The organism is Cupriavidus pauculus (genome assembly GCF_002858765.1).
Classification (GTDB): Bacteria; Pseudomonadota; Gammaproteobacteria; order Burkholderiales; family Burkholderiaceae; genus Cupriavidus; species Cupriavidus pauculus_B.
The window spans coordinates 139422-162585 of record NZ_PJRP01000011.1; the positions used below are offsets into that span (position 1 = coordinate 139422).

The 23164-nt window shown below is 63.0% G+C and carries 20 protein-coding genes; 18 read left to right on the top strand and 2 right to left on the bottom strand.

All coding sequences use genetic code 11. The annotated features are described in order from the left end of the window. Positions 1 to 1265 precede the first annotated feature (1265 nt). The 12 genes from CYJ10_RS21685 (at position 1266) to CYJ10_RS21740 (ending at position 14728) form a co-directional block, all read left to right on the top strand. A complete protein-coding gene (locus tag CYJ10_RS21685) occupies positions 1266 to 2324 on the top strand; it encodes a porin (RefSeq protein ID WP_101683515.1) in 1059 nt (352 codons plus the stop codon). 326 nt (positions 2325 to 2650) lie between these two features. Continuing rightward, positions 2651 to 3838 carry an alpha/beta hydrolase gene (locus CYJ10_RS21690; RefSeq protein ID WP_101683516.1) on the top strand — a complete coding sequence of 396 codons (1188 nt, stop codon included), beginning with the start codon at positions 2651 to 2653 and terminating at the stop codon, positions 3836 to 3838. Between the two features lie 41 nt (positions 3839 to 3879). Next, entirely contained in the window at positions 3880 to 5586 is a 1707-nt protein-coding gene (locus tag CYJ10_RS21695; protein ID WP_101683517.1) for an AMP-binding protein, read from the top strand. A 13-nt stretch (positions 5587 to 5599) separates the two neighbouring features. Continuing rightward, the gene (locus CYJ10_RS21700) at positions 5600 to 6478 is read left to right on the top strand and encodes a VOC family protein (protein WP_101683518.1); all 879 of its coding nucleotides are present in this window, start codon (positions 5600 to 5602) and stop codon (positions 6476 to 6478) included. Further along, on the top strand, positions 6475 to 7635 hold the full coding sequence (locus CYJ10_RS21705) for an FAD-dependent monooxygenase (protein ID WP_101683519.1): 1161 nt from the start codon (positions 6475 to 6477) through the stop codon (positions 7633 to 7635). Before CYJ10_RS21700 ends, CYJ10_RS21705 begins: the two co-directional genes overlap by 4 nt. Next, entirely contained in the window at positions 7632 to 8081 is a 450-nt protein-coding gene (locus tag CYJ10_RS21710) for an acyl-CoA thioesterase (RefSeq protein WP_101683520.1), read from the top strand. Before CYJ10_RS21705 ends, CYJ10_RS21710 begins: the two co-directional genes overlap by 4 nt. A 20-nt stretch (positions 8082 to 8101) precedes the next feature. Beyond that, positions 8102 to 8860, top strand: a complete 759-nt coding sequence (locus CYJ10_RS21715; RefSeq protein WP_101683521.1) for a maleate cis-trans isomerase family protein — start codon at positions 8102 to 8104, stop codon at positions 8858 to 8860. A gap of 64 nt (positions 8861 to 8924) precedes the next feature. Beyond that, positions 8925 to 10172, top strand: coding sequence for an MFS transporter (locus tag CYJ10_RS21720; RefSeq protein ID WP_101683522.1), 1248 nt, complete (start codon positions 8925 to 8927; stop codon positions 10170 to 10172). Positions 10173 to 10256: 84 nt separating this feature from the next. Continuing rightward, positions 10257 to 11063, top strand: coding sequence for a TetR/AcrR family transcriptional regulator (locus CYJ10_RS21725; protein ID WP_101683523.1), 807 nt, complete (start codon positions 10257 to 10259; stop codon positions 11061 to 11063). Positions 11064 to 11217: 154 nt separating this feature from the next. Next, positions 11218 to 12174 (top strand): Bug family tripartite tricarboxylate transporter substrate binding protein, encoded by a 957-nt coding sequence (locus CYJ10_RS21730; RefSeq protein ID WP_101683524.1) that lies wholly within the window; start codon positions 11218 to 11220, stop codon positions 12172 to 12174. Positions 12175 to 12231: 57 nt separating this feature from the next. Beyond that, the gene (locus CYJ10_RS21735; RefSeq protein ID WP_101683525.1) at positions 12232 to 13377 is read left to right on the top strand and encodes an MBL fold metallo-hydrolase; all 1146 of its coding nucleotides are present in this window, start codon (positions 12232 to 12234) and stop codon (positions 13375 to 13377) included. Positions 13378 to 13552: 175 nt separating this feature from the next. Beyond that, complete coding sequence (locus CYJ10_RS21740) at positions 13553 to 14728, top strand: porin (RefSeq protein ID WP_101683526.1); 1176 nt, start codon at positions 13553 to 13555, stop codon at positions 14726 to 14728. A gap of 311 nt (positions 14729 to 15039) precedes the next feature. Here the strand turns inward: CYJ10_RS21740 and CYJ10_RS21745 are convergent, their stop codons facing one another. Further along, on the bottom strand, positions 15040 to 16161 hold the full coding sequence (locus CYJ10_RS21745) for a porin (protein ID WP_374703291.1): 1122 nt from the start codon (positions 16159 to 16161) through the stop codon (positions 15040 to 15042). Between the two features lie 26 nt (positions 16162 to 16187). Then, the gene (locus CYJ10_RS21750; RefSeq protein WP_219621492.1) at positions 16188 to 17621 is read right to left on the bottom strand and encodes an aldehyde dehydrogenase family protein; all 1434 of its coding nucleotides are present in this window, start codon (positions 17619 to 17621) and stop codon (positions 16188 to 16190) included. A 74-nt stretch (positions 17622 to 17695) separates the two neighbouring features. Here CYJ10_RS21750 and CYJ10_RS21755 point away from each other — a divergent pair, with 74 nt between their 5' ends. Genes CYJ10_RS21755 through CYJ10_RS21780 form a run of 6 tightly spaced genes read left to right on the top strand, consistent with a single transcriptional unit; the run spans position 17696 to position 23057 of the window. After that, positions 17696 to 18349 carry a GntR family transcriptional regulator gene (locus CYJ10_RS21755; protein WP_101683528.1) on the top strand — a complete coding sequence of 218 codons (654 nt, stop codon included), beginning with the start codon at positions 17696 to 17698 and terminating at the stop codon, positions 18347 to 18349. Between the two features lie 60 nt (positions 18350 to 18409). Beyond that, on the top strand, positions 18410 to 19396 hold the full coding sequence (locus CYJ10_RS21760; RefSeq protein WP_101683529.1) for a Bug family tripartite tricarboxylate transporter substrate binding protein: 987 nt from the start codon (positions 18410 to 18412) through the stop codon (positions 19394 to 19396). A 14-nt stretch (positions 19397 to 19410) separates the two neighbouring features. Beyond that, positions 19411 to 20598 carry a mandelate racemase/muconate lactonizing enzyme family protein gene (locus CYJ10_RS21765; protein ID WP_101683530.1) on the top strand — a complete coding sequence of 396 codons (1188 nt, stop codon included), beginning with the start codon at positions 19411 to 19413 and terminating at the stop codon, positions 20596 to 20598. Between the two features lie 24 nt (positions 20599 to 20622). Beyond that, entirely contained in the window at positions 20623 to 21348 is a 726-nt protein-coding gene (locus CYJ10_RS21770; protein ID WP_180863013.1) for a ribonuclease activity regulator RraA, read from the top strand. Next, a complete protein-coding gene (locus tag CYJ10_RS21775; protein ID WP_101683531.1) occupies positions 21341 to 22162 on the top strand; it encodes an NAD-dependent epimerase/dehydratase family protein in 822 nt (273 codons plus the stop codon). The genes CYJ10_RS21770 and CYJ10_RS21775 overlap by 8 nt, the downstream gene beginning before the upstream one ends. Beyond that, complete coding sequence (locus CYJ10_RS21780; RefSeq protein ID WP_180863014.1) at positions 22131 to 23057, top strand: SMP-30/gluconolactonase/LRE family protein; 927 nt, start codon at positions 22131 to 22133, stop codon at positions 23055 to 23057. Before CYJ10_RS21775 ends, CYJ10_RS21780 begins: the two co-directional genes overlap by 32 nt. Positions 23058 to 23164: the final 107 nt, after the last annotated feature.

The following is a 23164-nucleotide window of genomic DNA, read 5'->3' on the forward strand; positions in this document are numbered from 1 at the left end:
ATTCGGTGCAGGGGTGAGAGGAGCGCCAGTAGGCGGTTCGTCACCGCCGCCACACCCACTCAGCACCGCAATCGCAATATTTACCGAGGTCAGCGCAAACCTTCTACGATTCAAAATGAACTCCCTCATTGACGGGAAAACTAAATCGGCGGCGGTTCTTACCCCGCTCACCTATGACGCGTGCCCAATGTGTTCCGTCCGGCCTGATCGAGCGTGCGGGAAATGGCGCGGCTGACGGCCAGACACCCGGTCATTGATCGCTGCAATGGGCAAAGATTGTGATACGGGCAAACTACGCTGATCGATCTGCGATGAGGATCGGTCGCGATGAGTGGGTAGACGGTGTAGGCTCGCAGTGCGTCGCAGAGTAGGCGGTAACTGTGCCAGGCCGGTTGACAAGCCAAGCCAAGGGAAGCCTGCGCGCCAGCGGGCATAGCATGCCCAAGTGAGACGGTCCTTCGCCCGCATAGCTCTCGTCGCCGTTCTTATTCTGGATTGCTATTGCCGACTACTACTATGAGCATCGGAGGGTGGTCCGTCGATGGTCAACGGTCCATCGAAACAGCCGGCGAGAAAGTGTCAATGCATGGTCCCGACCCGAATCCGTTGAAGCGCACCACCTGGTGGGAGCGCCTGTGCCCGATCCCGAACGCTAGCGCAACTCTAGCAGGGGGGAGAAATATTCGCGTCCCCTGTGTTGGGGACAAGTGCATGGCATTGAGCGTGGCTTTTTCAGACGATGGCGGGCTCTTTGAGCTGGATGTCTGATTTCAAACCGGGGAAATGCCGTGATCAACCAAATAGCGTTGATAGCGCCGTAGGTCCTCGGTGCTGGTCGACGGGCAGGCCCGGCGACTGGGTGTTTTGCCGGAGGCAACCAAGAGCGACGAACTTCTCGACTCGCCACAGGGGGATGGACTCCACCACGGTTGGTGCCTGCCCACACGCACGATGTCCGCCCCTCCAAACTGCGACCGCCGCCTGAGCGTGAATAGTCGTTGACATGGCCTGGGAGCGCGGATCGCAGCGTTTCGTGCGCATGGTGTCTTTGCTGAGTCCGCCGGCGTCAATCCGATCAATGGAAAGTGATCACCGCGCTCGGCTGGGGAAAACCATTATTTGACTGGGTATCAAAAACACCGTACCTTTAATTGTGTGGATGTCAATTAATGCGGTGCCGTAGTGCATGCCCCCATGCCGGCCGCGCAGGACAGCACATCGCAGGCCGCTTCAGGCCGCGATCGAAGACAAATTACGGAGGAGCAATGAAAAGAAGCCTGGCCATCGCCGGTGCGCTGCTAGCGACCGGCGCGACCGCGCACGCCCAATCGTCTGTCACGCTGTACGGCGTTGCAGACGCGGGTATTGAATATCTGAATCACGTACCGAACGCCGCGAAGCAATCGTCAAGCCTCGTGCGCATGACGTCCGGCAACATCGCCGGCAGCCGCTGGGGTTTGCGTGGCGTGGAAGACCTGGGTGGCGGGCTGAAGGGCGTGTTCCTGCTTGAAGGCGGCATGGTGCTCGACTCCGGCATGGCCGCGCAGGGCGGGCGGTTGTTTGGCCGCCGCGCATATGTCGGCCTCGACACGCCGTATGGGCAGGTCACGATGGGGCGCCACCACAACCTGACGTTCGACCTGATCATCGGCTTCGATCCGATGTATTTCGCCCCCAAGTATTCGTCGTACTCGCATGACACCTGGTTGGCAGGGCGTACTGACAACGCGGTGAAATACACCGGCAAGTTCGGCGGGCTCACCGCGTCGGCGCTCTACAGCTTCGGCGTGGATTCGACGATTGCGAACGGCAGCGAAGTGCCGGGCAACAGCCGGGTGGGCCGGGAAATGAGTGCAGGGTTTTCCTATGACATGGGCAAGTTCCGCGTGGCCGGCGTGTTCGATCAGCTCAATGGCACCTCCGCAGCTACGGCCGGACGCACCGAGCGTCGCTACGTGGCATCGGCTGCCGCTGACTTTGGCCCCGTGTCAGCCTACTTGGGGTATCGCCGACTGGTCAGCCAGATCCTGACCTCGATGACTCGTACGGACCTGTTCTGGACGGGTGCGACCTATAACTTCAACCAGGCGTTTGCGCTGACCGGGGCTGTTTACAAGACCAACGACCGCACATCGGCGAAGGATCCGATGTCGTTGGTGATGTCTGCCGACTACCGGTTTTCGAAGCGCACAGACGCCTACCTGACGGCGTCATACACCTTGAATAAGGGCGGTTCCGCGCTGGGTGCCAACGGGTATGACGGCTCCGTGATTGCGGGTGCCAACCAATTTGGTGCCGTGATCGGGCTGCGCCACAACTTCTGAGCAAACACCCAAGGTAGGGGCTCTGCCCGAATCGGGTACGCCGGGATCTGTGCGGGGCGGTGTCCTGTCATGGGCATTCCTACCGATTTGTTGTCGACTGGACGCGCCGGCTGGGTCGCGTCTTGCGGGTGTGTCGCCCCGGCGGCACACCTTTTTTTCGGTGGTGCCCTACCTAGTCAGTGCAGTACAGCGGAATTATTTGACAGCATATCAAATAAATACTAGATTATTGAGACGGTAGCATTTACGAAGGAGACAGCGTGAGCGAACAAGACAAGCCGCAAGTGACGGCGGGGATGCGAGGTGCCTCATGGGATGCACGGCTGATGAATCGGCCGTACCAGATGGTGCCCTATGCCTTGGGCACGGCCGATGGGCAGCGAACGCTTGGTTTCCTGTTCACCGCCACCGGCAAGGAGAAGACCGTTGTATCGCTGATGCATCCGCGCGAAATGGCGATCACCCACTATCTGGTGCCGTTCGTGCTCGATGCCGGGTGCGCTTGCTGGGTGCAAGGTCCGCGCTCCATTGGCAACGACCTGCGCCTGGAACACGAGATCGCGTTGTTCGATGTTGCGGCCGGCATGACGCACCTGCGTGAACTCGGCTACGAAAAGATCGTGCTGCTTGGCAATTCGGGCGGAGCGGGCTTGTACACGTTCTACAATCAGCAGGCGCTGACACCCCGTGAAATGCGGATTGCCCGGACGCCGGGTGGCCGCCCGACGAACCTGGGTGAACTGCATATGCCGGAAGTCGATGCGTTCATCCTTGTGTCGCCGCATCCGGGGCAGGGCAAACTGCTGATGAGCGGCATTGACCCGTCGGTCACCGACGAAGACGATCCCATGCAGACGGATCCGACACTCGATCCGTTTTCGAAGGCCAACGGGTTCGATGTGGAATCCGGCAAGGGCCGATATGCGCCAGAGTTCATCGAGCGATATCGCGTCGCCCAAACCGAGCGCGTTGCGCGCATCGATGCACGCGCCAGGGACATGCTGCGGGCCAAGCAGGCGGCGCGCCAGCAGGTGAAGGCGGGCTCGGCGACCGATGCAGACCGCCGACTCGCTGCCCATGCACCGATTTTCGAGGTCTGGCGCACTGACGCCGACCTGCGCTCCTGGGACATCTCCCTGGACCCGTCTGACCGGAAGACCGGCTCGCTCTGGGGCAAGGACCCCTTTGTGTCCAACTGGGGCAGTGTGGGGTTCGGGCGCGTCGTTACGCCGGAATCGTGGCTCTCCACGTGGTCTGGGCTGTCATCGAATGCAGCACTGGACAAGACGCTCGGCGCGCTGCATCAGCCAACGCTGCTGCTCGAATACACCGGCGACCAGTGCACGTTCCCGGCTGATATTCGTGCCATCTACGATCAGATCCCTGCGGAGCACAAGCGCCACATTCGTGTGCGTGGCAACCACCATGGCATGGCGTTGAGCCGCGATGAGGAGCCCGGCCAGCGCGTTGCCGGCCGCCATATCGTCGAATGGCTGCGCGAATCGCTCGGTTAAGCGGTGCACAGACCCAATATAAGTACAGAGGTAGACAAACAATGCTGCAACCCACCCATGTGCGCCCATCCGTCCTGTTGGACGGCGTGCGCTATCCCGATGAAGACCGCCTGCGCCGATACGTGGGCGAGGGCTATCTGACTGGCGAGACACTGGTCGGCGCCTTCCGCCAGTCGTTCCGTGATCACCACGACCGTCTGGCGCTGGTCGGTCCGGAAGGCGAGTTCACCTATCAGCGACTGGACGAGTACACCGACCGACTCGGCGCTGCCTTGCTGGCGCTTGGGCTCCGACCGCTCGATCGCGCCGTCTTTCAATGCGGGAACAGCAATGAGTTGCTGTTCGCATTTCTCGGATGCCTGAAGGCCGGCATCATCCCGCTGTGCTCGCTACAGGCATTCCGCAAACTGGAAGTGGGCTATCTAGGCAATTTGTGTGAGGCGCGCCTGCATTTCGTGCAGGGCGATGACCCGAAGTTCGATGACGTCGCGTTTGCCGAGGAGATGCAGGCCGAAGTGCCAAGCCTCGAGTTCATCCTGCAGGCGCGCGGCGAGCGCCGCGGCCGCGCCGTGCTGCTGGCGGACCTGATCCGCGACATGCCGCTGGAGCGGGCGCAGCAGATGCTGGCCGAAGTCACCCACGAGCCGTTCCAGGCCGCGGTGTTCCAGCTTTCAGGTGGCACCACGGGCGTGCCGAAGATCATCCCGCGCTTTCAGAACGAGTACCTGTACAACATGCGCGCAGTGGCGGCCTGCAACGGCTATACCGCTGATGACGTGCTGTTCTTCCCGACGCCGTACATGCACAACCTCAACATGGGCTGCTTCTTCGGGCCGTTCCTGTTGAGCGGCGCCAAGGTGACGGTGGCGCCCGATATCGGCGAGGAAACGCTGCAGTCGCTCGTGCGCGATTACGAGCCGACGTGGTTCGGCGTCGCCGGGCCGATCCTGAATCGCATCGCGCCGGAACTGTTGCGCGGCACCGCTGCCGACAAGGCGCGCCGGAACTTCATCGCACCGAAGAACGCCGCCAACCTGACTCGCCTGACCGGCTCGCCCACACATCATATTTTCGGCATGACCGAGGGCGTAATCATGTTCACGCGCCCGGAAGACCCAGCGGAGATTCGCGACCAATCGATTGGCTACCCGGTATCGGATGCCGACGAAGTGCACATCGTGCATCCAGGCACCGAAGATCCCGTAGAAGATGGCGAGGTAGGGGAGGCGCTGTTCCGGGGCCCGTACACCATCCGTGGCTACTACAAGTCCGAGAAGGAGGATGTCACGCGCTTCACCGCCGACGGCTTCTACAGGTCTGGCGACCTGATGTCGGCGCAGGTAGTGGACGGCAAGCGCTACTACTTCTTCCGCGGCCGGATCAAAGACGTTGTGGATCGCGGCGGCGAAAAGATCAATGCCGAAGAGCTGGAAAACGTCATCAACGAGCACCCCGCAATCCTGGCGTCTGCGGTCGTTGGCATGCCCGACAAGGTCTACGGCGAGCGGGTTTGCGCGTTCGTGCTGCTCAAGCCGGCCGCGGCGGCATCGGGCCTGACCTTGCCCGCACTCACCCAATACCTGCAGGAAGCCGGCCTCGCCAAGTTCAAGTGGCCCGAGCGGTTGGAGGTTATCCCCGAATTCCCGCTGACGGCATCGGGAAAGCTCAGCAAGGTCCTGCTGCGTGACCGCATCGTCCAGATGCTGCGCACCGAAGCGGACAAAGACACTGTTCACCACGCAAAGTGAAGAAGGAAGAGACATGAACCCATCCACGCAAGGCGCCCACGCCAACGTGCCCGTCGTTGCATTGCACGGCGTGCATCACACTGCCCGGCCCACCTGGAAACTTGCAGAAACGGTGCATTTCTATCGCGACCTGCTTGGTCTACCGCTCGTTCATGCTATCTCAGCGAAAGGGTGGGGGCCCGACAACCACGCGGATTTCCTGCACTTTTTCTTCGATAGCGGCAATGGCAGCACTATCGCCTTCTTCTACTACATCGGCACCGAACGCCCCGACTGGCTCACCGTTCGCGAGCACTACCAGGACCGCGCCACGCACACTGCATGGCGGGTACGCGACGAAGCGGAGCTGCTGCAATGGCGCCAGCGCGTGGAGGCCGTTGGTATTCCGCTGCGCTACCAGATTCGTCATGAGGTGATCGAGTCGATCTACTTTAACGACCCGAATGGCTACCCGATTGAAATCACCTGGCAGGTGCGCCCGTTTAGCGACGCCGACAGGCAGGATGCAGCGTTCACGATGGATTCGGCCATCGAACTGGAGCGTGCACGGGAGAAGGGCGCAGCCTTTGCATCGATCGAACCCGTCTGGCAGCGCAAGGCGGAGCGGATCGAGCGAGCCGTGCCGAGCGCGGACAAGGCCTCGGTCTACGTACTGGATGTACCCGAGTTCGCGCCACTGATCGACGTGGCGCGTAAAACCGATGGTTACCAGACCACGACGCTCGGTAATGGTTACGTGCGCATCGACGGCAATCCGACACTGCAATTCCGGCGCAAGGAACTCGGCTTCAAACCGGCGGTATGGTACGGGGCGCTGACGGGCGGCCTGGCAGGTAGCATCCGTCAATTCGACATGGATGCGCTGGTGGTGGCGCCGGGAGACGCGCAATGAAGGTGGCGATCATTGGTGGCGGGCCGTCGGGGTTGTTCCTGTCGATCCTGCTGAAGGAGCGGATGGCGCAGGTCGACATCGATGTCTTCGAGCAGAATCCGGAAGATGCGACGTTTGGATTCGGCGTGGTCCTGGCCGATACGGGCCTGTCGAATCTGCGGTCGGCTTCACCGGTTGTGGTGGATCGCCTGGCAAAGGCCATGCGTTTCAACGACCAGCATTCGATCGTCAGTCACGAACACCCTATCGTCATGAAGAAGCCGGGTGCGGGCGGCGGCGCTATTCCGCGCATCAGCCTGCTGACGGTACTGCAGGCGCGCGCCAAGGAGTTGGGCGTACAGGTGACGTACAACAAGCGCATCGCCGATTTCGATGCGCTCGATGCCGATCTGGTCGTCGGGGCGGATGGCATTGGCTCCCAATTGCGTACGGCCAATGAAGCTGCCTTCGGCACGACGCGCCGTACGCTGACCAATCATTTCGCCTGGTTCGGTGTGGCAAAGCCCTTTGCGAGTCCGGCCCTGGTGTTTCGCAAGTACGAGGGCGGCTACTTCGTGGCCCACTACTACCCGTACTCCGATTCGATGAGCACGTTCGTGGCCGAGTGCGACCACCAGACCTGGGTCGACTTCGGCATGGAGGAGATGAGCGCGGAAGCGCGGCAAGCCCTGTTTGAGTCGGTATTTGCGCCGGAGCTGGCGGGCCACGGATTGGTCTCGAACAACTCGATCTGGCGGCAGTTCCCGGTGATCCTCAATGCCAACTGGCATGTGGGCAAGCAGGTCCTAATTGGCGATGCACTGACCAGCGCCCATTTCTCGATCGGCTCAGGTACCAGGATCGCCATGGAGGATGCCATGGCCCTGGCGGACGCCATCGTGGCGCACCCGGACGACGTCCCGGCCGCGCTGGAACAGTACGAAGCCGTGCGCAAGCCGGAGAAGGCCAAGCTGATCAGTGCTTCCGAGGCGTCTTACAACTGGTACGAACGCATCCGCGAGTGGATGGACGTGCCTACCCCGCACGAGTTCGTGTTCCGCTTCATGACGCGCACGGGTCGCGTCGACGTGGAGCGTCTGCGGGCGCAGTTTCCGGCGCTGATGGCCGAGTTGGCCGCAGGCGGCGTCACGGCACTGGCCGCAGAAGGGCAGTCATGATTCGCGCCACCGAGTATGTGCTGAGCGAGCGCCCTTTTGTCGTCAGACGCACCGTGCGCTGGGGCGACTGCGACCCAGCCGGCGTCGTCTACACGGGTCGGTTCACCGACTACCTGCTCGGTGCGGTCGGCCTCTATACCGCGCACATGGCGGGCGGCGACGGCCGGCTCGGGGACGCCCATGGCGTCGGTACACCATGCAAGGCGATGCGATTCGAATTTATTGGCACGCTCTGGCCAGACGATGTGATCGATATCACCTGCACCGTCGAAGCCATTCGCACCCGGTCGTTCGATATCCGCTGCGTGGCCCGCCGGCCCGATGGCACCCCGGTCTTCGACGCCATGTTCTCGCCGATCTGCGTACGCCAAGACCGGCGCGAAGGCACGCCCATCCCCGACTCGCTGCGCGCGGTGCTGAACCGCTTCCTCTCGCCAGCCCTGTGAACCTGTACCTGGAATCGTCAATGTCGAAGTATCGAATCGGGCAGATCGTGCCCAGCTCCAATATCACGATGGAGCGCGAAGTCCCTGCCATCTTCCATGCCCGTATGCAGGTGCTCCCCGAGCAGTTCAGCTTTCACGCAAGCCGCGTGCGCATGCATCGCGTGGTGGCCGAGGAACTGGAGAGGATGAACCGGGATATGGGGCGTTGCGCGCTGGAACTGGCCGACGCGCGCGTGGATGTCATGAGCACGGCGTGCCTGGTGGCCACCATGTGCATGGGCAACGGTTATCACCGTCAGGTCATCGAAGAACTCGGTGCCGCCATTGGCGATGCGCCGTATCGTCCCCAGATCATGACATCGGCCGGTGCACTGGTGGAGGAACTCAAGGACTTCGGTGCGCGCCGCATTTCGCTGATGGCGCCGTACAGCGACGCCCTGACGAAAACCGTCGTCGAGTACATCGAGCACGAGGGCATCGAAGTCAAGGATGTGATCAATTTCTCGATCCTCGACAACCTGGAGGTGGGCGAGCGCGATCCGCTGCAACTGCTCGAAGACGTGAAGCGTCTGGACACCAAGGGTGTGGATACCGTGGTCCTGTCCGCCTGCGTGCAGATGCCGTCGTTGGCGGCGCTTGAGCCCGCCCAGCAAGCGCTTGGCATTCCGGTGACGTCGACGGCGGCCTGTACCGTGCGGCAAATGCTGCGCAGGCTTGGGCTGGAAGCCAAGGCACCGGGCGCAGGCGCTTACCTGGGCAGCCAGACCGGATTGCGCTGAGCATCCGCTCATTCACAAGGCGGCCGCCCACGGAAGGCGGCGCCAAGACCACGGAGACCCTGATATGCAAGACGCCCCCCAAGTATTGCCCCGTGCCACCGGCTGGATCTACGTCAGCGTGATCCTGGGCGCGGCGCTCGGCATGCTGGCCGGATACGCCCCCTTGTTCAATGCGACGGCCGGCGTCTTCGTCAGGCCGCTGGCCGCGGAGTTCGGCTGGGGACGCTCGCAGGCGTCCCTGTCGTATGCCGCGTCGATGTTCGGGCTGGCCATTGTCAGCCCGATTGTTGGCGCCATGATGGACCGGTTCGGTATTCGTCGGGTCATCGTGTGTTCGGCGATCGTCTTTGGCCTGGCCACCGCTGCGATGTCACTGCAGAACGGCAGCATGCTGATGTGGGTGGCGCTTTCGGTCGTTGTCGGCGTGTCCGGTGCGGCCACCTCGGTGCTGGGCTACCTCGCGGTGCTGCCCCAGTGGTTCGATCGCCGGCTAGGGCTCGCGCTGGGCATTGCGATGTGTGGCCTGGGGGCAGGTACCGTCATCCTGCCGATCACGGCGCAATTTCTCGTCACGACATTTGGCTGGCGTATGGCCTATGTCGGTCTGGGTGTCGGCTCGGTCGTGCTGTCGTTGGTGGCCTGTGGCCTGTTGCGGGAGCGGTTCTCCGGTGCTCGTCGGGCCAGGCACGCGCCGGGAGGCGTGGCACTGGCAGTGGCGATGCGTAGTTACCGGCTCTGGGCGATCTGGCTGGTGTTCGTATTGAGTTCGGCGGCCACCTTGTCCTTGGGGCCGCATCTCCCATCACTGTTTGCGGATCGCGGCTTCGATGCGGGGATGGCTGCGCGGAGCGCTTCGATGGTCGGTGTCGGACTCCTCGTCGGACGACTCCTCACCGGGTTGCTGATCGACAAGATTCATGCGCCTCTGGTGGCAAGCGTATTCTTCGTTGGCGGTGCCATCGGGGTATTCCTGCTGCGCGGGACGCATGATTACACGGCGTTGCTGGTAGCGACCACCCTCATCGGCCTGACCATCGGCGCGGAAGGCGACCTGATTTCCTACCTGGTGCGGTCATACTTCGGCCTCGCGTCGTTTGGCTCACTGTTCGGCATTGCCTTTTCTGGCTACGGCCTCGGTGCGGTCATTGGTCCGATTGGGCTGGGCGCCTGGTTCGACCGGCATGGCAGCTACGATGTGCCGTTGCTGGTCCTGCCCTGTATGCTGCTGGCCGCCGCTGCGCTGGTGCTGTCGCTCGGACGCTACAGAGCCGGCGCGCATGGGCAGGACGTAACGGCGGTCGTGTCTGCCTAGGGTACACGGAGGATGGCATCCGGGGCGATCAGCGATAGAATTGGCATACCACCAATTTTCAGTCGGTCTGATCGTCCAACGCCCATGCCTGCCGCCCGCAAGTCGCCTGCTGCCAAGGTTGCCGCACAGCCCACGCCCAATCCGGTGCCGCGCCGTCGTGGCCGGCCGCCGAAAACGGAGTCTCCGATTGGCGCCGAGCCCATGCTCAGTCGCACGACGATCCTGCAGCATGCGATCCAGCTGACGAAGACGGTGCCGCTGGACCAGATTTCGATGGTCCAGCTTGCCAAGGACTTTGGCGTGGCACCGGGGCTGATCCACTATTACCTGGGCGGCCGCGATCAACTGGTGTCCGGCGTGCTGAACGACTACTATCGCCAGCGCACCCTCCGTATCCCAGCGCTGACAGGGGATTGGCGCGCAGATGTCGAGCGCATTGCTCGGCTCAGCTTCCAGGTAGCGGTGGAGAATCCCGGCGTGAGCAACTATGTGGCATCGCATAACCGGTACCGCCTATTCCAGGAGGTGCAGCCGGGCGAAACCGACTATGGCCTGGAGTTCTTCAACCGCATGACGTCGGCCATCATGCAGGGCGGGTTTTCCGCCGAACAGGTTGCGCTGGGGTACCACTTGCTGGCGCAGTACCTTGTCGCGGCAAGCATGGCCGAAGCCTCGCGCCAACTGCCTGCCTATCACCAGGCCTTCATCCAGAACAAGCTGGATTCCGTGTCGGCCGAGCAGTATCCCGGTGCACGCTTTGTCAGCAAGCCGTTTTCCCACCTTTCCTCCGATACCGCCTTCGAGGAAGGCCTGCGCATTACGCTCGATGGCATCGAAGCCTGGCAGCGTGACGCAAAACCCGTGAAGAAGAAGAGCGCGCGTTCCGCGTAACCCGCAGGGCGGGCGTCACCGCGTCGCGATACCACCTTGCTAGTGGTATCTACTTATTTGAGATGCAGTCAATAAAACTACAATCCTTATTTGACTGTATATCAAATAAGTGCCGCGACGATGGGGTCGCCGGTACGCCAGACGTGGAGACAACATGAAACGCCCCTTCCTCGCCCTGACGCTGCTCGCCATGGCTTTGCCGGCCGTCGCCAGCACGTATCCCGACAAGATGGTTCGGATTCTCGTGCCATCGATCGCGGGCAGCGCGCCGGATATCATCGCCCGCCAGGTTGCCGAACGCCTGACGAACACCTGGAAGCAGCAGGTGATCGTGGAGAACAAACCAGGCGGCAACGGCATTGTCGCGATGAGCGCGCTCAAGCAGGCGCCGGCCGACGGATACACCCTGGTGCTGTTTCACGCGGCGGCGGCTGTCACGACGCCCGTGATGTACAAGGAAGCGAAATTCGACATCCAACGCGACACCGAAGTGGCGGCGACGCTGGCGTACACGCCGATGATGTTCGTGGCCGGTCCCGCGACGCTCTACAAGACGCTCGGCGACGTCATCAAGGACGCCAAGGCACGTCCTGACGACGTTGTGATCGGAAGTCCGACCCGTGGCTCCGTTCCTCATCTCACGGCGGAAATGATGGGACAGCTGCAGAAGGCGAAGTTCCGGCAAGTGAGCTTCAGCGGAACGACGCAAGCCATCCAGGCCGTGGTGAAGGGCGATATCCCAATCTATGTCGATGGCATCGCACCGCTCGTGCCGCTGGTGCGTGGCGGTCGCCTGAAGGCGCTTGCGGTGACGTCGGACGTAAACCTGCCCGGCCTGGAAGGTATTCCACTGGCCAAGGACGTGGCGCCTGGTCTTGTCGCCAAGGGCTGGTTCACGATCTTCGCACCCAAGGGTACGCCAGTGCCGGTGCTGGATCGCGTCAATGCTGCCGTCAACCAGTCATTGACGCAGCAGCAGTTTATCGACCGGCTCAAGGACCTGGGCACGTATCCGATGCCGATGTCGCGGCCGGAAGGCGCAAAGTTCATCGAGGCCGAGAAGCTCCGTTGGGAGAAGGTGATTTCGGACGCCGGTGTGAAGCCGGAATGATGCCGGAAAGATGCCGGAATGATGCCAGTTCAGTCCTGACCTTCCTTCGGAGAACCCATGCGTGACATTCTTTCCCGGGCAGAGATCGGCCCGGTCAATGGCTTGCGCCTGCTTTGTGCGGGAGCATGCGCGGCGCTCGCCGTCCTGGCGTCGACTTCCCATGCAGAACCGGCCGGAAAGCCGCACCCTCTCTCGGTGGCGCAGCCCGGCCCAAGCCTCGTACTGCTGGGTACGGCCGGTGGCCGGACTTCATGGCGAGGTTCGCAGTCTGCGGGAATCGCCTCGGCAGTAGTGGTTAACGGCCAGGTCTACCTCGTGGATTTCGGCGCGGGCTGGCTGCGGCGCTACTTCCAGGCGGGCTTGGGCGCGCCGCCACCGGGACGGGGCCTTGAAACGCTACGGGCGGCGTTCATCACCCATATGCATGCGGACCACATCGTCGACTATCCGTCGCTCGTCCTGTTTGGCGCGTCGGACGGCTTGGCCGAACGGCGTCAGAAACTCAAGGTGATCGGGCCTGGCTCGCGCGGGAAACTGCCACCTGCGAGCGGCGGCCACGACGGTGTAGCGGAGGTCGTGGCACCCGAGCAGCCAATGCCTGGCACCGTTGCCATGACCGAAGCGCTATACCGTGCCTTCGCGGCGGACATCAATGACAACATTCTGGATAGCCGCAAGCCGAATCCTCATAGCCGCGTCGATGTCATGGATATCACGCTGCCGACTGGCCTTGACGTGGATCCCGATCGCGATCCCGCGCCGAAGATGGCACCGTTCGAGATCTACCGGGACGAGAACGTCAGGGTGACGGCAACACTGGTCAACCATGCTCCCGTCTATCCGGCATTCGCGTATCGGTTCGACACCTCGAATGGGTCCGTTGTCTTCTCTGGCGATACCAGCCCCGACCCGAATCTGATTCGGTTGGCGCAAGGCGCTGACGTGCTGGTGCATGAGGTGATCGACACCGCGTGGGTGGATGCCCTGTACCCGAAGCCCAGGAGCGCGGCGCAGGAGGCCAAGGCGCACCATCTTGTGCATGCGCATACCGCTGCATCGGATGTCGGTGCCATCGCCGAAGCGGCCCACGTCAAGACCCTCGTCCTGTCGCATCTGGCCCCCGCCGACAGTGACCCCCGTCGATGGTCAGCAGCCAGACAAGGCTTCTCGGGGAAGGTGATCGTTGGTCGCGATCTCCAGTGAATACCCCTTGTTCCCCTTGCTCCCGCATCAAAGGAGCGCACGGGAACCACGCCCTAGCTTCCCAAGCCTTTCCTGTGGCCTATGCACGCCCACAGCGTGCGGCCCGCGCTCGTCCCGACGGCGAGGCTGACGATTCCTGCAAGCCAGATGTATTACGACAATAAAGGAGACAGTGGTGAAATTGAATCGTTTTGCAGCAGTTGCCCTGGCCGCGTGCTCGGGTTCCGCATTGGCCCAGTCGAGCGTCACGCTCTATGGCGTGGTCGACGCAAGCATCGAGTACGTGAACAACGTGGGCGCGGTGCCCACAGCGGCCAATGGATTCAATCCAGGGCCGGCGCATGACGTCGTTCGCATGAATTCGGGTGGCTTATCGGGTTCTCGTTGGGGTATTCGCGGCGTGGAGGATCTCGGCACAGGAACACAGGCTGTGTTTGTGCTCGAAAATGGATTCAACGGCGACACCGGCACGATGCAACAGTCGAGCCGACTGTTCGGTCGGCAGGCTTTTGTAGGGATAAAGAACGCGACGTATGGCCAGATCAGCCTTGGGCGTCAGTACACCTCACTATTCGACAGCATCGTCAACTTTGTGCCGGCGTACTTTGCCACTCAGTATGAGCCCATCACGCTCTTCACCGGTGCGAACTTCCGCGAAGACAATACAATCAAGTACACCTTGAATGCGGGCCAATTCACCGGCGTCGCGCATTATTCCTTCGGCACCGGCGTGGCGTTGCCACAGACCGTGCAGTCGGGCCTGGCGATCGGCGGCAATGGCGAAGTGCCGGGCCAGGCGCGAAGAGACAGCGCTTATGGCGCGTCCCTGTCATACACCGGCGGGGCGCTGTGGGCTGCGCTTGCGTATGATCAGTTCAACCCCTCCATCGGCACCACGACCAGTGCGAGTAGTGGCAGCTTCAAGAAAGCCACGGCAGCGCTCAGCTATAGCCTGCCTTGGGGGCGGATCATGGGCGGCTATCGTTGGGGACAAAACAAGACGCCGGCGGGTGCGACGATCGGACGCGATGACTTCTTCTGGATCGGCGGAATTTACCAGGTAACGCCGGCATTCAGCCTGACGCTCGAGTACGACTATGACAAGGTCCGAAATGTATTCGGCAATACCAACGTTGCAAATCCCTGGCAGGTCAACCTTATCGCCGACTACAACTTCTCCAAACGAACGGACGTGTATCTGTCCGCAGCCTATGCGAAGAACGCGGGGTTGATGTTTGACTCTGCGTTGATTGCCTATGCGAATAGCCTCTCGCTTGGCAACAGCTATGTACTTGGCAACGGCAAGTCGTCAATGATGGGTGTGTCGATTGGCGTCCGGCATAAGTTCTGACGTTCCAGGAGCGCATACCGTCCGGTCCCGTACTGCCAACTGCGGGTAGGTGTTATCGGACGGATTTTCCGGGACGCCATTCTTGGCGCGTTGACCCTAAGTCGACTTCGTATGGAAGCGTCAACGTAGTACTGGATGATCTAAAGAAGACCGCGCTAACGGGCAAGACAGCCATAGATACCGCTACGCTCATTCGAACCCGTTCAGCGCCGGCTCCAAGAAGTTGCGAATGAAGTTTGGCAGCCGTACTTATAGAGCAAGCCGGCCGCTTTTGAGCGGCCGGCTGTCGGCCTTCAGGTACGAGTAATTCCTTAGAACTTATGCCGAATACCGGTCGTCACACCAATGCGGGTGCTATGGCCATAAAACGGTGTGACAAAGGTCGGCTGCGCGGCGAGCGTGCGCCATGTTCCAGTGAGCGCGGTGTAGTCGGCCTCCACATAGACATCGGTACGCTTGCTGAAGTTGTAGTCAAGCATCACGGCGCCGGTGAAGCGGTTGCCGCTATCGCCGTTGATCTTCATGCGGTCATACGTGCCGGTGACCAGCAGCATCCAGGCGTCGCCGAAGGGATGCTTGGCGCCGGCGTAGAAGGCGTTGTCGCGATAGCCGGCTTTGTTATAGGTGCTGCGGGTAAAGCCGGCGTTGAATTGTGTGTTGGCGAGTTTGTATGTGCCGCCAACTGACCAGACCTGCTGGTCGCTCAACGGCACGGCCGTGCCAAAGTAGGTGTTGGTGTCGCGCATGATCTGGTAGCCGCCGGCGAGCTTGAGCGGTCCGCTGGCGTACGTCACGCTGGCCCCGGTTGACGAGGACGTGGCAAAGCTGCCCGCAACTTCGCCGAATGCGTGCTGCGCGGCCAGCGTCACGGGGCCGAACGTGCCGCCATATTTCAGCATGTTGTCTTGTCGCACGCCGCCCGTATAGTTGCCGCTCTGGAAAGCGACCAGGCCGAGGTTGGGCAGCGCCATGGTGTCGTAGCTGGCAATCACTTCATGGATCACCGTGAAATCGCGGCCAAGTTTCAGCGTGCCAAAGTCGCCAGCCAAGCCGACATAGGCCTTGCGACCGAACAGCCGGCCGCCTTGCGAGGCCATGCCGGTGTCGGGCAGGAAGCCGTTTTCCAGTACGAACAGCGCCTGGTAACCCCCGCCGAGGTCTTCCGTGCCCGCCAGACCGAAGCGTGTGCCGGTGAGCACGCCGTCCCCCATCTGCACCTTGCCGCTCCCGTTTGCATTCTCATGCGTGGTGTAGCGGATGGTGGTGTCGACCAGGCCATACAGTGTCACGCTCGATTGCGCCAGGGCCAGTGTCGGGCTCGCGCCGCCGCAGGCAAGGCACAGCGGCAGGATGAACTTCCTCATGTTGTCTCCGTATTTTTTTGGATGAATATGGGCGGCTGCTGTTGTTTGCGCACCGCCGTGGGACTGCAAAAATCGTGTGGCCGATGCGAGTGGCGTCAGGCGCGGATATACGAGGTCTTGCTCGTGGTGAAAAACTCGCGCGCCGCCCAGCCCTGTTCGTGCGGGCCGGAGGACGATCCCTTTGTGCCGCCGAAGGGGACGTGATAGTCGACACCCGCCGTTGGCGTGTTCACCATGACCATGCCGGCCTGCAGGCCGCGACGAAACCGCGTGGCCTGTGCCAGTGATTGCGTGCAGACGCCAGCCGACAGGCCAAAATCTGAGTCGTTGGCGAGGGCCAGCGCATGATTGCTGTCGCTAGCGCGAAGTACGGCCGCGATGGGACCAAAGATCTCGTCGCGCGCGATGCGCATGTCGGGGCGACAGTCGGCAAAGATGGCCGGGGCGAAGAAAAAGCCATCGTTGGCGGCACGGATGCGCTCGCCGCCGACGAGAAGGCGGGCGCCTTCGTCCTGGCCGAGCGAGACATAGCGCAGGTTCTTGTCGAGCTGCGTAGCATCTACGGCCGGGCCGACGTCGGTGCTGTCCTCCAGGGCATGGCCGACACGCAGGTTCCTGGTGGCGGCTTCGAAGGCAGACAGGAAGCGGTCATGGATGCCATCGGTGACGATGATGCGGGACGTGGCCGTGCAGCGCTGGCCAGTGGAGTAGAAGGCGCCCTGGACTGCGGCGTCGACGGCCACGTCCAGCGCGGCATCGTCGAGTACCACGAGTGGATTTTTGCCACCCATCTCCAGTTGCAGCCGCTTGCCAGTGGTCGCCGCCGCCTGTGCAATGCGTCCGCCGGTGGCTTCCGAACCGGTAAAGGAGATGGCAGTGACGCGCGGGTCGGTCGTGAGCGCGGGGCCGAGTTCGGCACCATGGCCCATCACCAGATTGAACACGCCGCGCGGCAGGCCGCTGCGTGAGAGGATTTCCGCCAGCGCCCACGCGCAGCCGGGCACCAGTTCGGCCGGCTTGAACACCACGCAGTTGCCGAAGGCGAGCGCAGGGGCGATTTTCCAGGCCGGAATTGCGATCGGGAAATTCCACGGCGTGATGATGCTGATCACGCCGACGGGCTCCGCCGTCACCTCGATCTCGATGCCGGGCCGGACCGAAGGCAGGTGCTGGCCGTGTGGGCGCAGCACTTCCTGCGCGTAGTACTTGAAGATCTGACCGGCGCGCACCACCTCGCCAATCGCCTCGCGAAGTGTCTTGCCTTCCTCCCTGGCAAGCAGCCGGCCCAATTCGTCCTTGCGGGCCACAATCTCCAGGCCTACGCGCTCCAGAATCTCAGCACGCTGCTGAATGGGCCCTTGCGACCAGGTGCCGAAGGCGTTCGACGCGGCTTCGATGGCCAGTTCCGCCATGTCGGGCGTGGCCATGGCCACATATCCCACCACATCGGCTAGTTCCGACGGATTGACGTTCGGCGACCAGCGCTCGCTGCCGATCCATTGCCCGTCGATGAAGTTTTCGTATCTCATTGGATTTTGGATTTTGGAAAATCCAATGTATAGTAAGCTCATGGTTCACCAAACGCAACCGGGTTTCCACGACCATGCAACGGATCAACACCCCCACTTACGTTCGACTGCGCGAGCAGATTCGGGCCGATATCGCCGCTGGAATCTGGCCGCTCGGTGCGCACATCACGCTTGCGCAGATGGTCGACCGGTACGAGGTCAGCCTCAATCCTGTGCGCGAGGCGCTCCTGCATCTGCAGGGCGAGGGCGTCATCGACATGCAGATGCACCGCGGCGCGGTGATTCCCACGGTCGACGCGACGTACATTGCCAACATCTATGACATGCGTGGCGCTATCGAGCAGATGCTGGCGGCCAAGGTCGCCACGCTGGCAACACCCGAAGACCTGGAAGTCATCGACGCGGCGCGACTGCGACACGAGGAACTGGTGCATGGCACCGACATCGGTGCGTGCGTGGCAGCCAACCGTGAGTTCCATCGCGTATTCAACGGCGTGGCGGGCAACCAGCCGGCCGTGGACGTGCTGGGTTCGCGTGCCAGCCTCGTGGATGCGCTGCGGCGCTCGCTAGGCTATGGCGCACAGCGCAAGGAAGCCGTGATCGCGCAACACCGCAAGCTGGTGGCCGCCGTGCGCAAGGGTGATCCGGCACTGGCCGCGAAGGTTGCCCTTGAACATGCGGAATCCGCGCGAGACGACCTGCTGCGCATGATCGACAAGTCGCACTAGCCGTGCGCGCCCGACGGGGCGCCACGAGAAAATTTCCAACAAATCAAGGAGACAGCCGAAATGAAATTCGGTAAGGGCGTCCTGCGCCTTGCATTTTTGTTCACCGCCGGCGTTGGGCTGGCCAACTCCGGCGCCGCGGCGCCCGCAGCCTATCCTTCCCGGCCCATCCAGCTCATCGTCGGCTTCGCGCCCGGCGGCGCCGCCGACACCGTGGCGCGCGCGGTGGCCGAGCAGATGGCAAAGACGCTCGGACAGCCCGTCGTGATTGATAACCGGAGCGGCGCCTCCGGCAACATCGCCACGCAAACCGCGCTGGCCGCGCCTGCCGATGGCTATTCGGTGATCTTCGCGGCCATCCACCTGGCCACCAATCCGTCAATGATCGGTGTGCCATACAACCCGCGCACCGATATCGCGATGGTGGGGCAGATGACCAGCGTGCCTGTGCTGATGCTGGCTGCCGCCTCGTCGCCCTACAAGACGGCGGCCGATGTAGTGGCGGCTTCCAGACGGACCGATGGCGGGCTCCGGGTCGGCAGCGGCGGGATCGGGACATCGTCTCACCTGGCATTGGAACTGTTCAAGCGCGCGGAACACGTGCAGGCCCTGCACGTTCCCTACCGAGGTGGCACTCCCGCGCTGCAGGGGCTGATGTCTGGCGAAGTGGACGTGATGTTCGACCTCGGCTCCGGCACGCTGAAGTCGTACATCGACGCCGGCAAGGTACGCCCGCTGGCGGTCATGCAGGCCGAACCCGTGGCCAGCATTGCCGCGCCCACCGCGTCGACGGCCGGATTGCCGAAGGAGACGTATATCCGGAGCTGGCAAGGACTGGCCGTGAAGGCTGGTACGCCGCCGCAAGTCATCGCCCGGCTGCATGACGCGCTGAACCAGGCCCTGCAGCAACCGGCGGTCCGCGCGCGGGTGCAGGCGCTTGGCATGGAGGTCAAGCCCAGCGCAGCACCGGCCGATTTCCAGAAACTCTATGTCGACGAGCTGGACCGCTGGTCCGCGCTGATCAAGTCGGCCAACATCAAGCCGCAGTAATCGCATTGGCAAACATGAAAATTACTCAGGTCAATGTTCATCTGATGCAGGCGGGCGCCCCCACCCATACCGCATGGGGTGGGGCGGGAAAAAGCGCGCTGGCATCGGGACGCAACTGGTTGTTCGCGGAAGTCCATACGGAAGAAGGGCTCGTCGGGCTGGGCGAGGGTTCCGGGTGGCCACGCGTGGTGGCGGCAGCGCTGCCTGACCTTGCGCCGCTCCTGGTTGGGGAAGATGCCTTCCAGACCGAGCGGCTGCACCAGAAGCTGCGCGTCGCCATGATGGGCCACGGCCACCTGGGCGTGGTCGGCAGCGGCGCGTTGGCGGCCATTGACACTGCCCTGTGGGACATCAAGGCCCAGGCCCTGGGGCGCCCGTTGTGCGACCTGCTGGGCGGACGTGTCAGGGACCGGGTTCCCTACTATGCGCACGTCAAGGATGCCGAGACGGCGCGGGCCGCCGTGGCGCGCGGCGTACGTGCGTTAAAGGTTGGCGGCACGCAGCAGATCGTGGAACGTGCGTGGGCGATCCGCGAAGCCATCGGCCCGGATGTCGATCTCATCGTCGACCTGCACGGCCCAGCGTGGCTGACCGGCGCCGACGCGGTGGCGGTGGGCCGGGCACTCGAAGGCGCGCACCTTCTTTTCCTGGAGGAACCGGTGGCGCCCGACGATCCGCTCGGCTGGCGCCGCGTGCGCGACAGCGTGGCACTGCCGCTGGCGGCCGGCGAGCGACTGGGCACGCTGGCCGAATTCGACCAGCTTATTGTCAGCGGCCTGGTCGACGTGGTGCAACCCGATACCGGGCGCACGGGCGGTCCGACCCAACTCAAGAAGATCGCGGCGCTGGCCGAGGCCAGAGCGCTGATGCTTGCGCCGCATTCGGGTTCGCTCGGACCGGTTGCAGAGTTTGCCGCTGTCCATTGGATGGCCGCTTCCACCAACGGCCTGATCCTGGAGCGACTGGAGCCGGACTGGGTTGGCAAGCAGGCGGCCGTGACCCGTTCCCTGCAGGCCAGCGGCGGGTACATCGCGGTGCCCGCCGACGCGGGCCTTGGCACCACGCTCGACCATGCATTCGTCGCCGCGCATCCGAGCGAGCGCAACATCGCGTTGCCGGCGGGCGGCTGGGAGCCTGGAACCGAGCAAGAGATTTCCTACCTGCAGGCGCGGCGCACCCGCGCACGCATCATCGACCGATAACATAGAAACGTAGAGACCACGACCATGCCTTTGTCCGAAAAATCGCGCGAGATCCTGATGCGGGTCTCCACTGCCACCTTGACCACCATCATGTTCAAGCGAGGCTTCCGCAATGTCTTCCTGCAAGGCCTGAAACCACTGAACCCGCAGGCCTGCCGCTTCGTCGGACCGGCCTTCACGCTGCGCTACATTCCGGCGCGCGAAGACCTCGATCCGATCACCGCGTTCGAGGATCCGCGGCATCCCCAGCGCGTTGCCATCGAGGAGTGTCCCGCTGGCCATGTACTGGTGATGGACAGTCGAGGCGATGCCAGCGCGGCGTCGTCGGGCAGTCTGCTGGTGACGCGCCTGTGGAAGCGGGGAGGCGCGGCTGTGGTCACGGATGGCGGTTTCCGCGACAGCCCCGAGATCGCCGCGATGGAATTCCCGGCCTGGCACAGCCGCCCGTCGGCACCGACCAACCTGATTCGTCACCACGCCGTCGATCTTCAGCTGCCCATTGCCTGTGGGGGCGTGAGCGTCTACCCCGGCGACATCATGGTGGCGGACGAAGAGGGCATTGTCTGCCTTCCGCAGCACCTGGCCGAAGAGGTGGCGTTGGAGTCGGTGGGCCAGACGATGTACGAAGACTGGGTCAACGAGAAGATCCTGGAAGGCGCCCGCTTGCCGGGCTTGTATCCGTTGCTGGATCCGGCGTTGCAGGTGGAGTACGCGGAATGGAAGACGCGGGAGAGCCATCGCTATGCCTGACCAGACTCCACCGGTGGTGGCACTGACCGGCGCCGCGGGACGCCTGGCGCAACACGTGCGGCCGCTTTTGGCGCAAGTGGCCGCGGAAGTGCGGTTGTGCGATCAGCGCGCCGTGACGCCGCTGCATGCGAACGAGACGGCGTGGCAGTGCGCGCTGGAGGACGCCGATGCGCTGGACCGGATGCTGGAGGGCGTCGACGTGATCGTGCATTTTGCCGGGTATCCGCGCGAAGCCCAGTGGGACGTGATCCTGCCTGCCAATGTGGCGGGCGTGGCCAATTTGTGGGAGGCCGCACGGGCAGCCGGGGTGCGTCGTATCGTCTATGCCAGTTCCAACCATGCGGTTGGCATGTATCCCCGCTCGGTGATCGTGGGCAGTAGCGATGTGCCGCGCCCCGACTCGCGCTACGGTGTGGCCAAGGTGTTCATGGAGGCGGTAGCCAGTCTGTATGCGCAGAAGTTCGGCATCAAGGCCTTCGGCATGCGCATCGGCCACTGCTCCGACGCGCCTGTGGATGCCCGCATGCTGTCGCACTGGATCAGCCCGCGCGACCTGGCGCAACTGGTTCGCGTGGGCATGACGGCGGAGATCGACGAGGCCATCGTCTACGGCGCGTCTCACAATTCCATGACGTGGTGGGACAATTCGCGCGCCTATGCGCTTGGCTATGCGCCCCAGGATTCGGCCGATGCCTATGTCGATGCGCTGCGCGACAAGACATCCGCGGATCCGGTTGCAGAGTTCTACCAGGGCGGCAGCTTTGCCGCGGAGGAGTACGACGGTGATCGTTCCGCATTCGACGCGCCTCGTTGAGGTCCGGGAGCAGCGTACCGCCGAGGGGGTGCACCTGCGGGAGTTCCGGGTTGGCAACCGCGTTGGCGAGTGTCCGGTATGGGATGGCGGCCAGCTATCGTGGATAGATGTGCGGGCGCCGGCCTTCCATATGCTGGACCCGCAGACGTGCATGATGTCGACGTGGCGTCTGGACAAGCCTGTCGGCGCCCATTGTCGGCGGGTCGACGGCCGCGTCGTGCTGGCGCTCAGTGACGAACTGGCTGTCCTGGATCCTGCCAGCGGCGCGTTGAGCACGGTGGCACGGCCCGAGCCGGACCGGCCGGGGAATCGGCTCAACGAAGGGCGGGTATCTCCCTGCGGCAACTGGTTCCTGTTCGGTTCGATGGACGACTCCGGGGCACGCCAGCCAACCGGTCGCATCCACGCGCTGCATGCGTCAGGCCGCTGCCACATCGTGCACGATGGGCTGTACGTCGCCAATGGTTTCGCGTGGGCGCCAGACGGCCACACCCTCTACTTCTCCGACAGCATGGCCGGCGTCGTCTACCGCGCGCGTTGGCAGCCGGATGCCGGAACCATCGGGGACATCGAGCCGTGGGTCCATGCCGACGAACGGGCAGGGCGACCGGATGGCGCCTTTGTGGACGACCTTGGCCACTACTGGTCCGCCGGGGTCTCGGCCGGGCGCATCAATATCTATACGCAGGCGGGGAAGCGGGTGGCCGTCGTGGCGCTGCCCTGCCAGGCGCCAAGCATGCCATGCCCAGGGCCGGACGGTTCCGTATTTGTGACCTCGCTGATCCGACCGCAATGGCAGGCCCATGAGGTGCGCCCGGAGGACGGGCAACTCTTTCAACTGATGGATGTGTTGCGGGCCGGCGCGCGGCCTTCACCGCGTCTGTCCATTCTCTAGGAGCAAGACCAACCGATTGGCCAGGAAGTCAGCATGTTGTTCGCTTGCGTGAATTATGGATTATCCAAAATGCATGCAAAGGATGGTTACGTCATCAAAACCCAAAA

Coding starts and splice junctions, on each gene's coding strand:
- CYJ10_RS21685 (WP_101683515.1), top strand. CDS start 1,266: ATGAAAAGAAGCCTGGCCATCGCCGGTGCGCTGCTAGCGACCGGCGCG.
- CYJ10_RS21690 (WP_101683516.1), top strand. CDS start 2,651: ATGAATCGGCCGTACCAGATGGTGCCCTATGCCTTGGGCACGGCCGAT.
- CYJ10_RS21695 (WP_101683517.1), top strand. CDS start 3,880: ATGCTGCAACCCACCCATGTGCGCCCATCCGTCCTGTTGGACGGCGTG.
- CYJ10_RS21700 (WP_101683518.1), top strand. CDS start 5,600: ATGAACCCATCCACGCAAGGCGCCCACGCCAACGTGCCCGTCGTTGCA.
- CYJ10_RS21705 (WP_101683519.1), top strand. CDS start 6,475: ATGAAGGTGGCGATCATTGGTGGCGGGCCGTCGGGGTTGTTCCTGTCG.
- CYJ10_RS21710 (WP_101683520.1), top strand. CDS start 7,632: ATGATTCGCGCCACCGAGTATGTGCTGAGCGAGCGCCCTTTTGTCGTC.
- CYJ10_RS21715 (WP_101683521.1), top strand. CDS start 8,102: ATGTCGAAGTATCGAATCGGGCAGATCGTGCCCAGCTCCAATATCACG.
- CYJ10_RS21720 (WP_101683522.1), top strand. CDS start 8,925: ATGCAAGACGCCCCCCAAGTATTGCCCCGTGCCACCGGCTGGATCTAC.
- CYJ10_RS21725 (WP_101683523.1), top strand. CDS start 10,257: ATGCCTGCCGCCCGCAAGTCGCCTGCTGCCAAGGTTGCCGCACAGCCC.
- CYJ10_RS21730 (WP_101683524.1), top strand. CDS start 11,218: ATGAAACGCCCCTTCCTCGCCCTGACGCTGCTCGCCATGGCTTTGCCG.
- CYJ10_RS21735 (WP_101683525.1), top strand. CDS start 12,232: ATGCGTGACATTCTTTCCCGGGCAGAGATCGGCCCGGTCAATGGCTTG.
- CYJ10_RS21750 (WP_219621492.1), bottom strand. CDS start 17,621: ATGAGATACGAAAACTTCATCGACGGGCAATGGATCGGCAGCGAGCGC.
- CYJ10_RS21755 (WP_101683528.1), top strand. CDS start 17,696: ATGCAACGGATCAACACCCCCACTTACGTTCGACTGCGCGAGCAGATT.
- CYJ10_RS21760 (WP_101683529.1), top strand. CDS start 18,410: ATGAAATTCGGTAAGGGCGTCCTGCGCCTTGCATTTTTGTTCACCGCC.
- CYJ10_RS21765 (WP_101683530.1), top strand. CDS start 19,411: ATGAAAATTACTCAGGTCAATGTTCATCTGATGCAGGCGGGCGCCCCC.
- CYJ10_RS21770 (WP_180863013.1), top strand. CDS start 20,623: ATGCCTTTGTCCGAAAAATCGCGCGAGATCCTGATGCGGGTCTCCACT.
- CYJ10_RS21775 (WP_101683531.1), top strand. CDS start 21,341: ATGCCTGACCAGACTCCACCGGTGGTGGCACTGACCGGCGCCGCGGGA.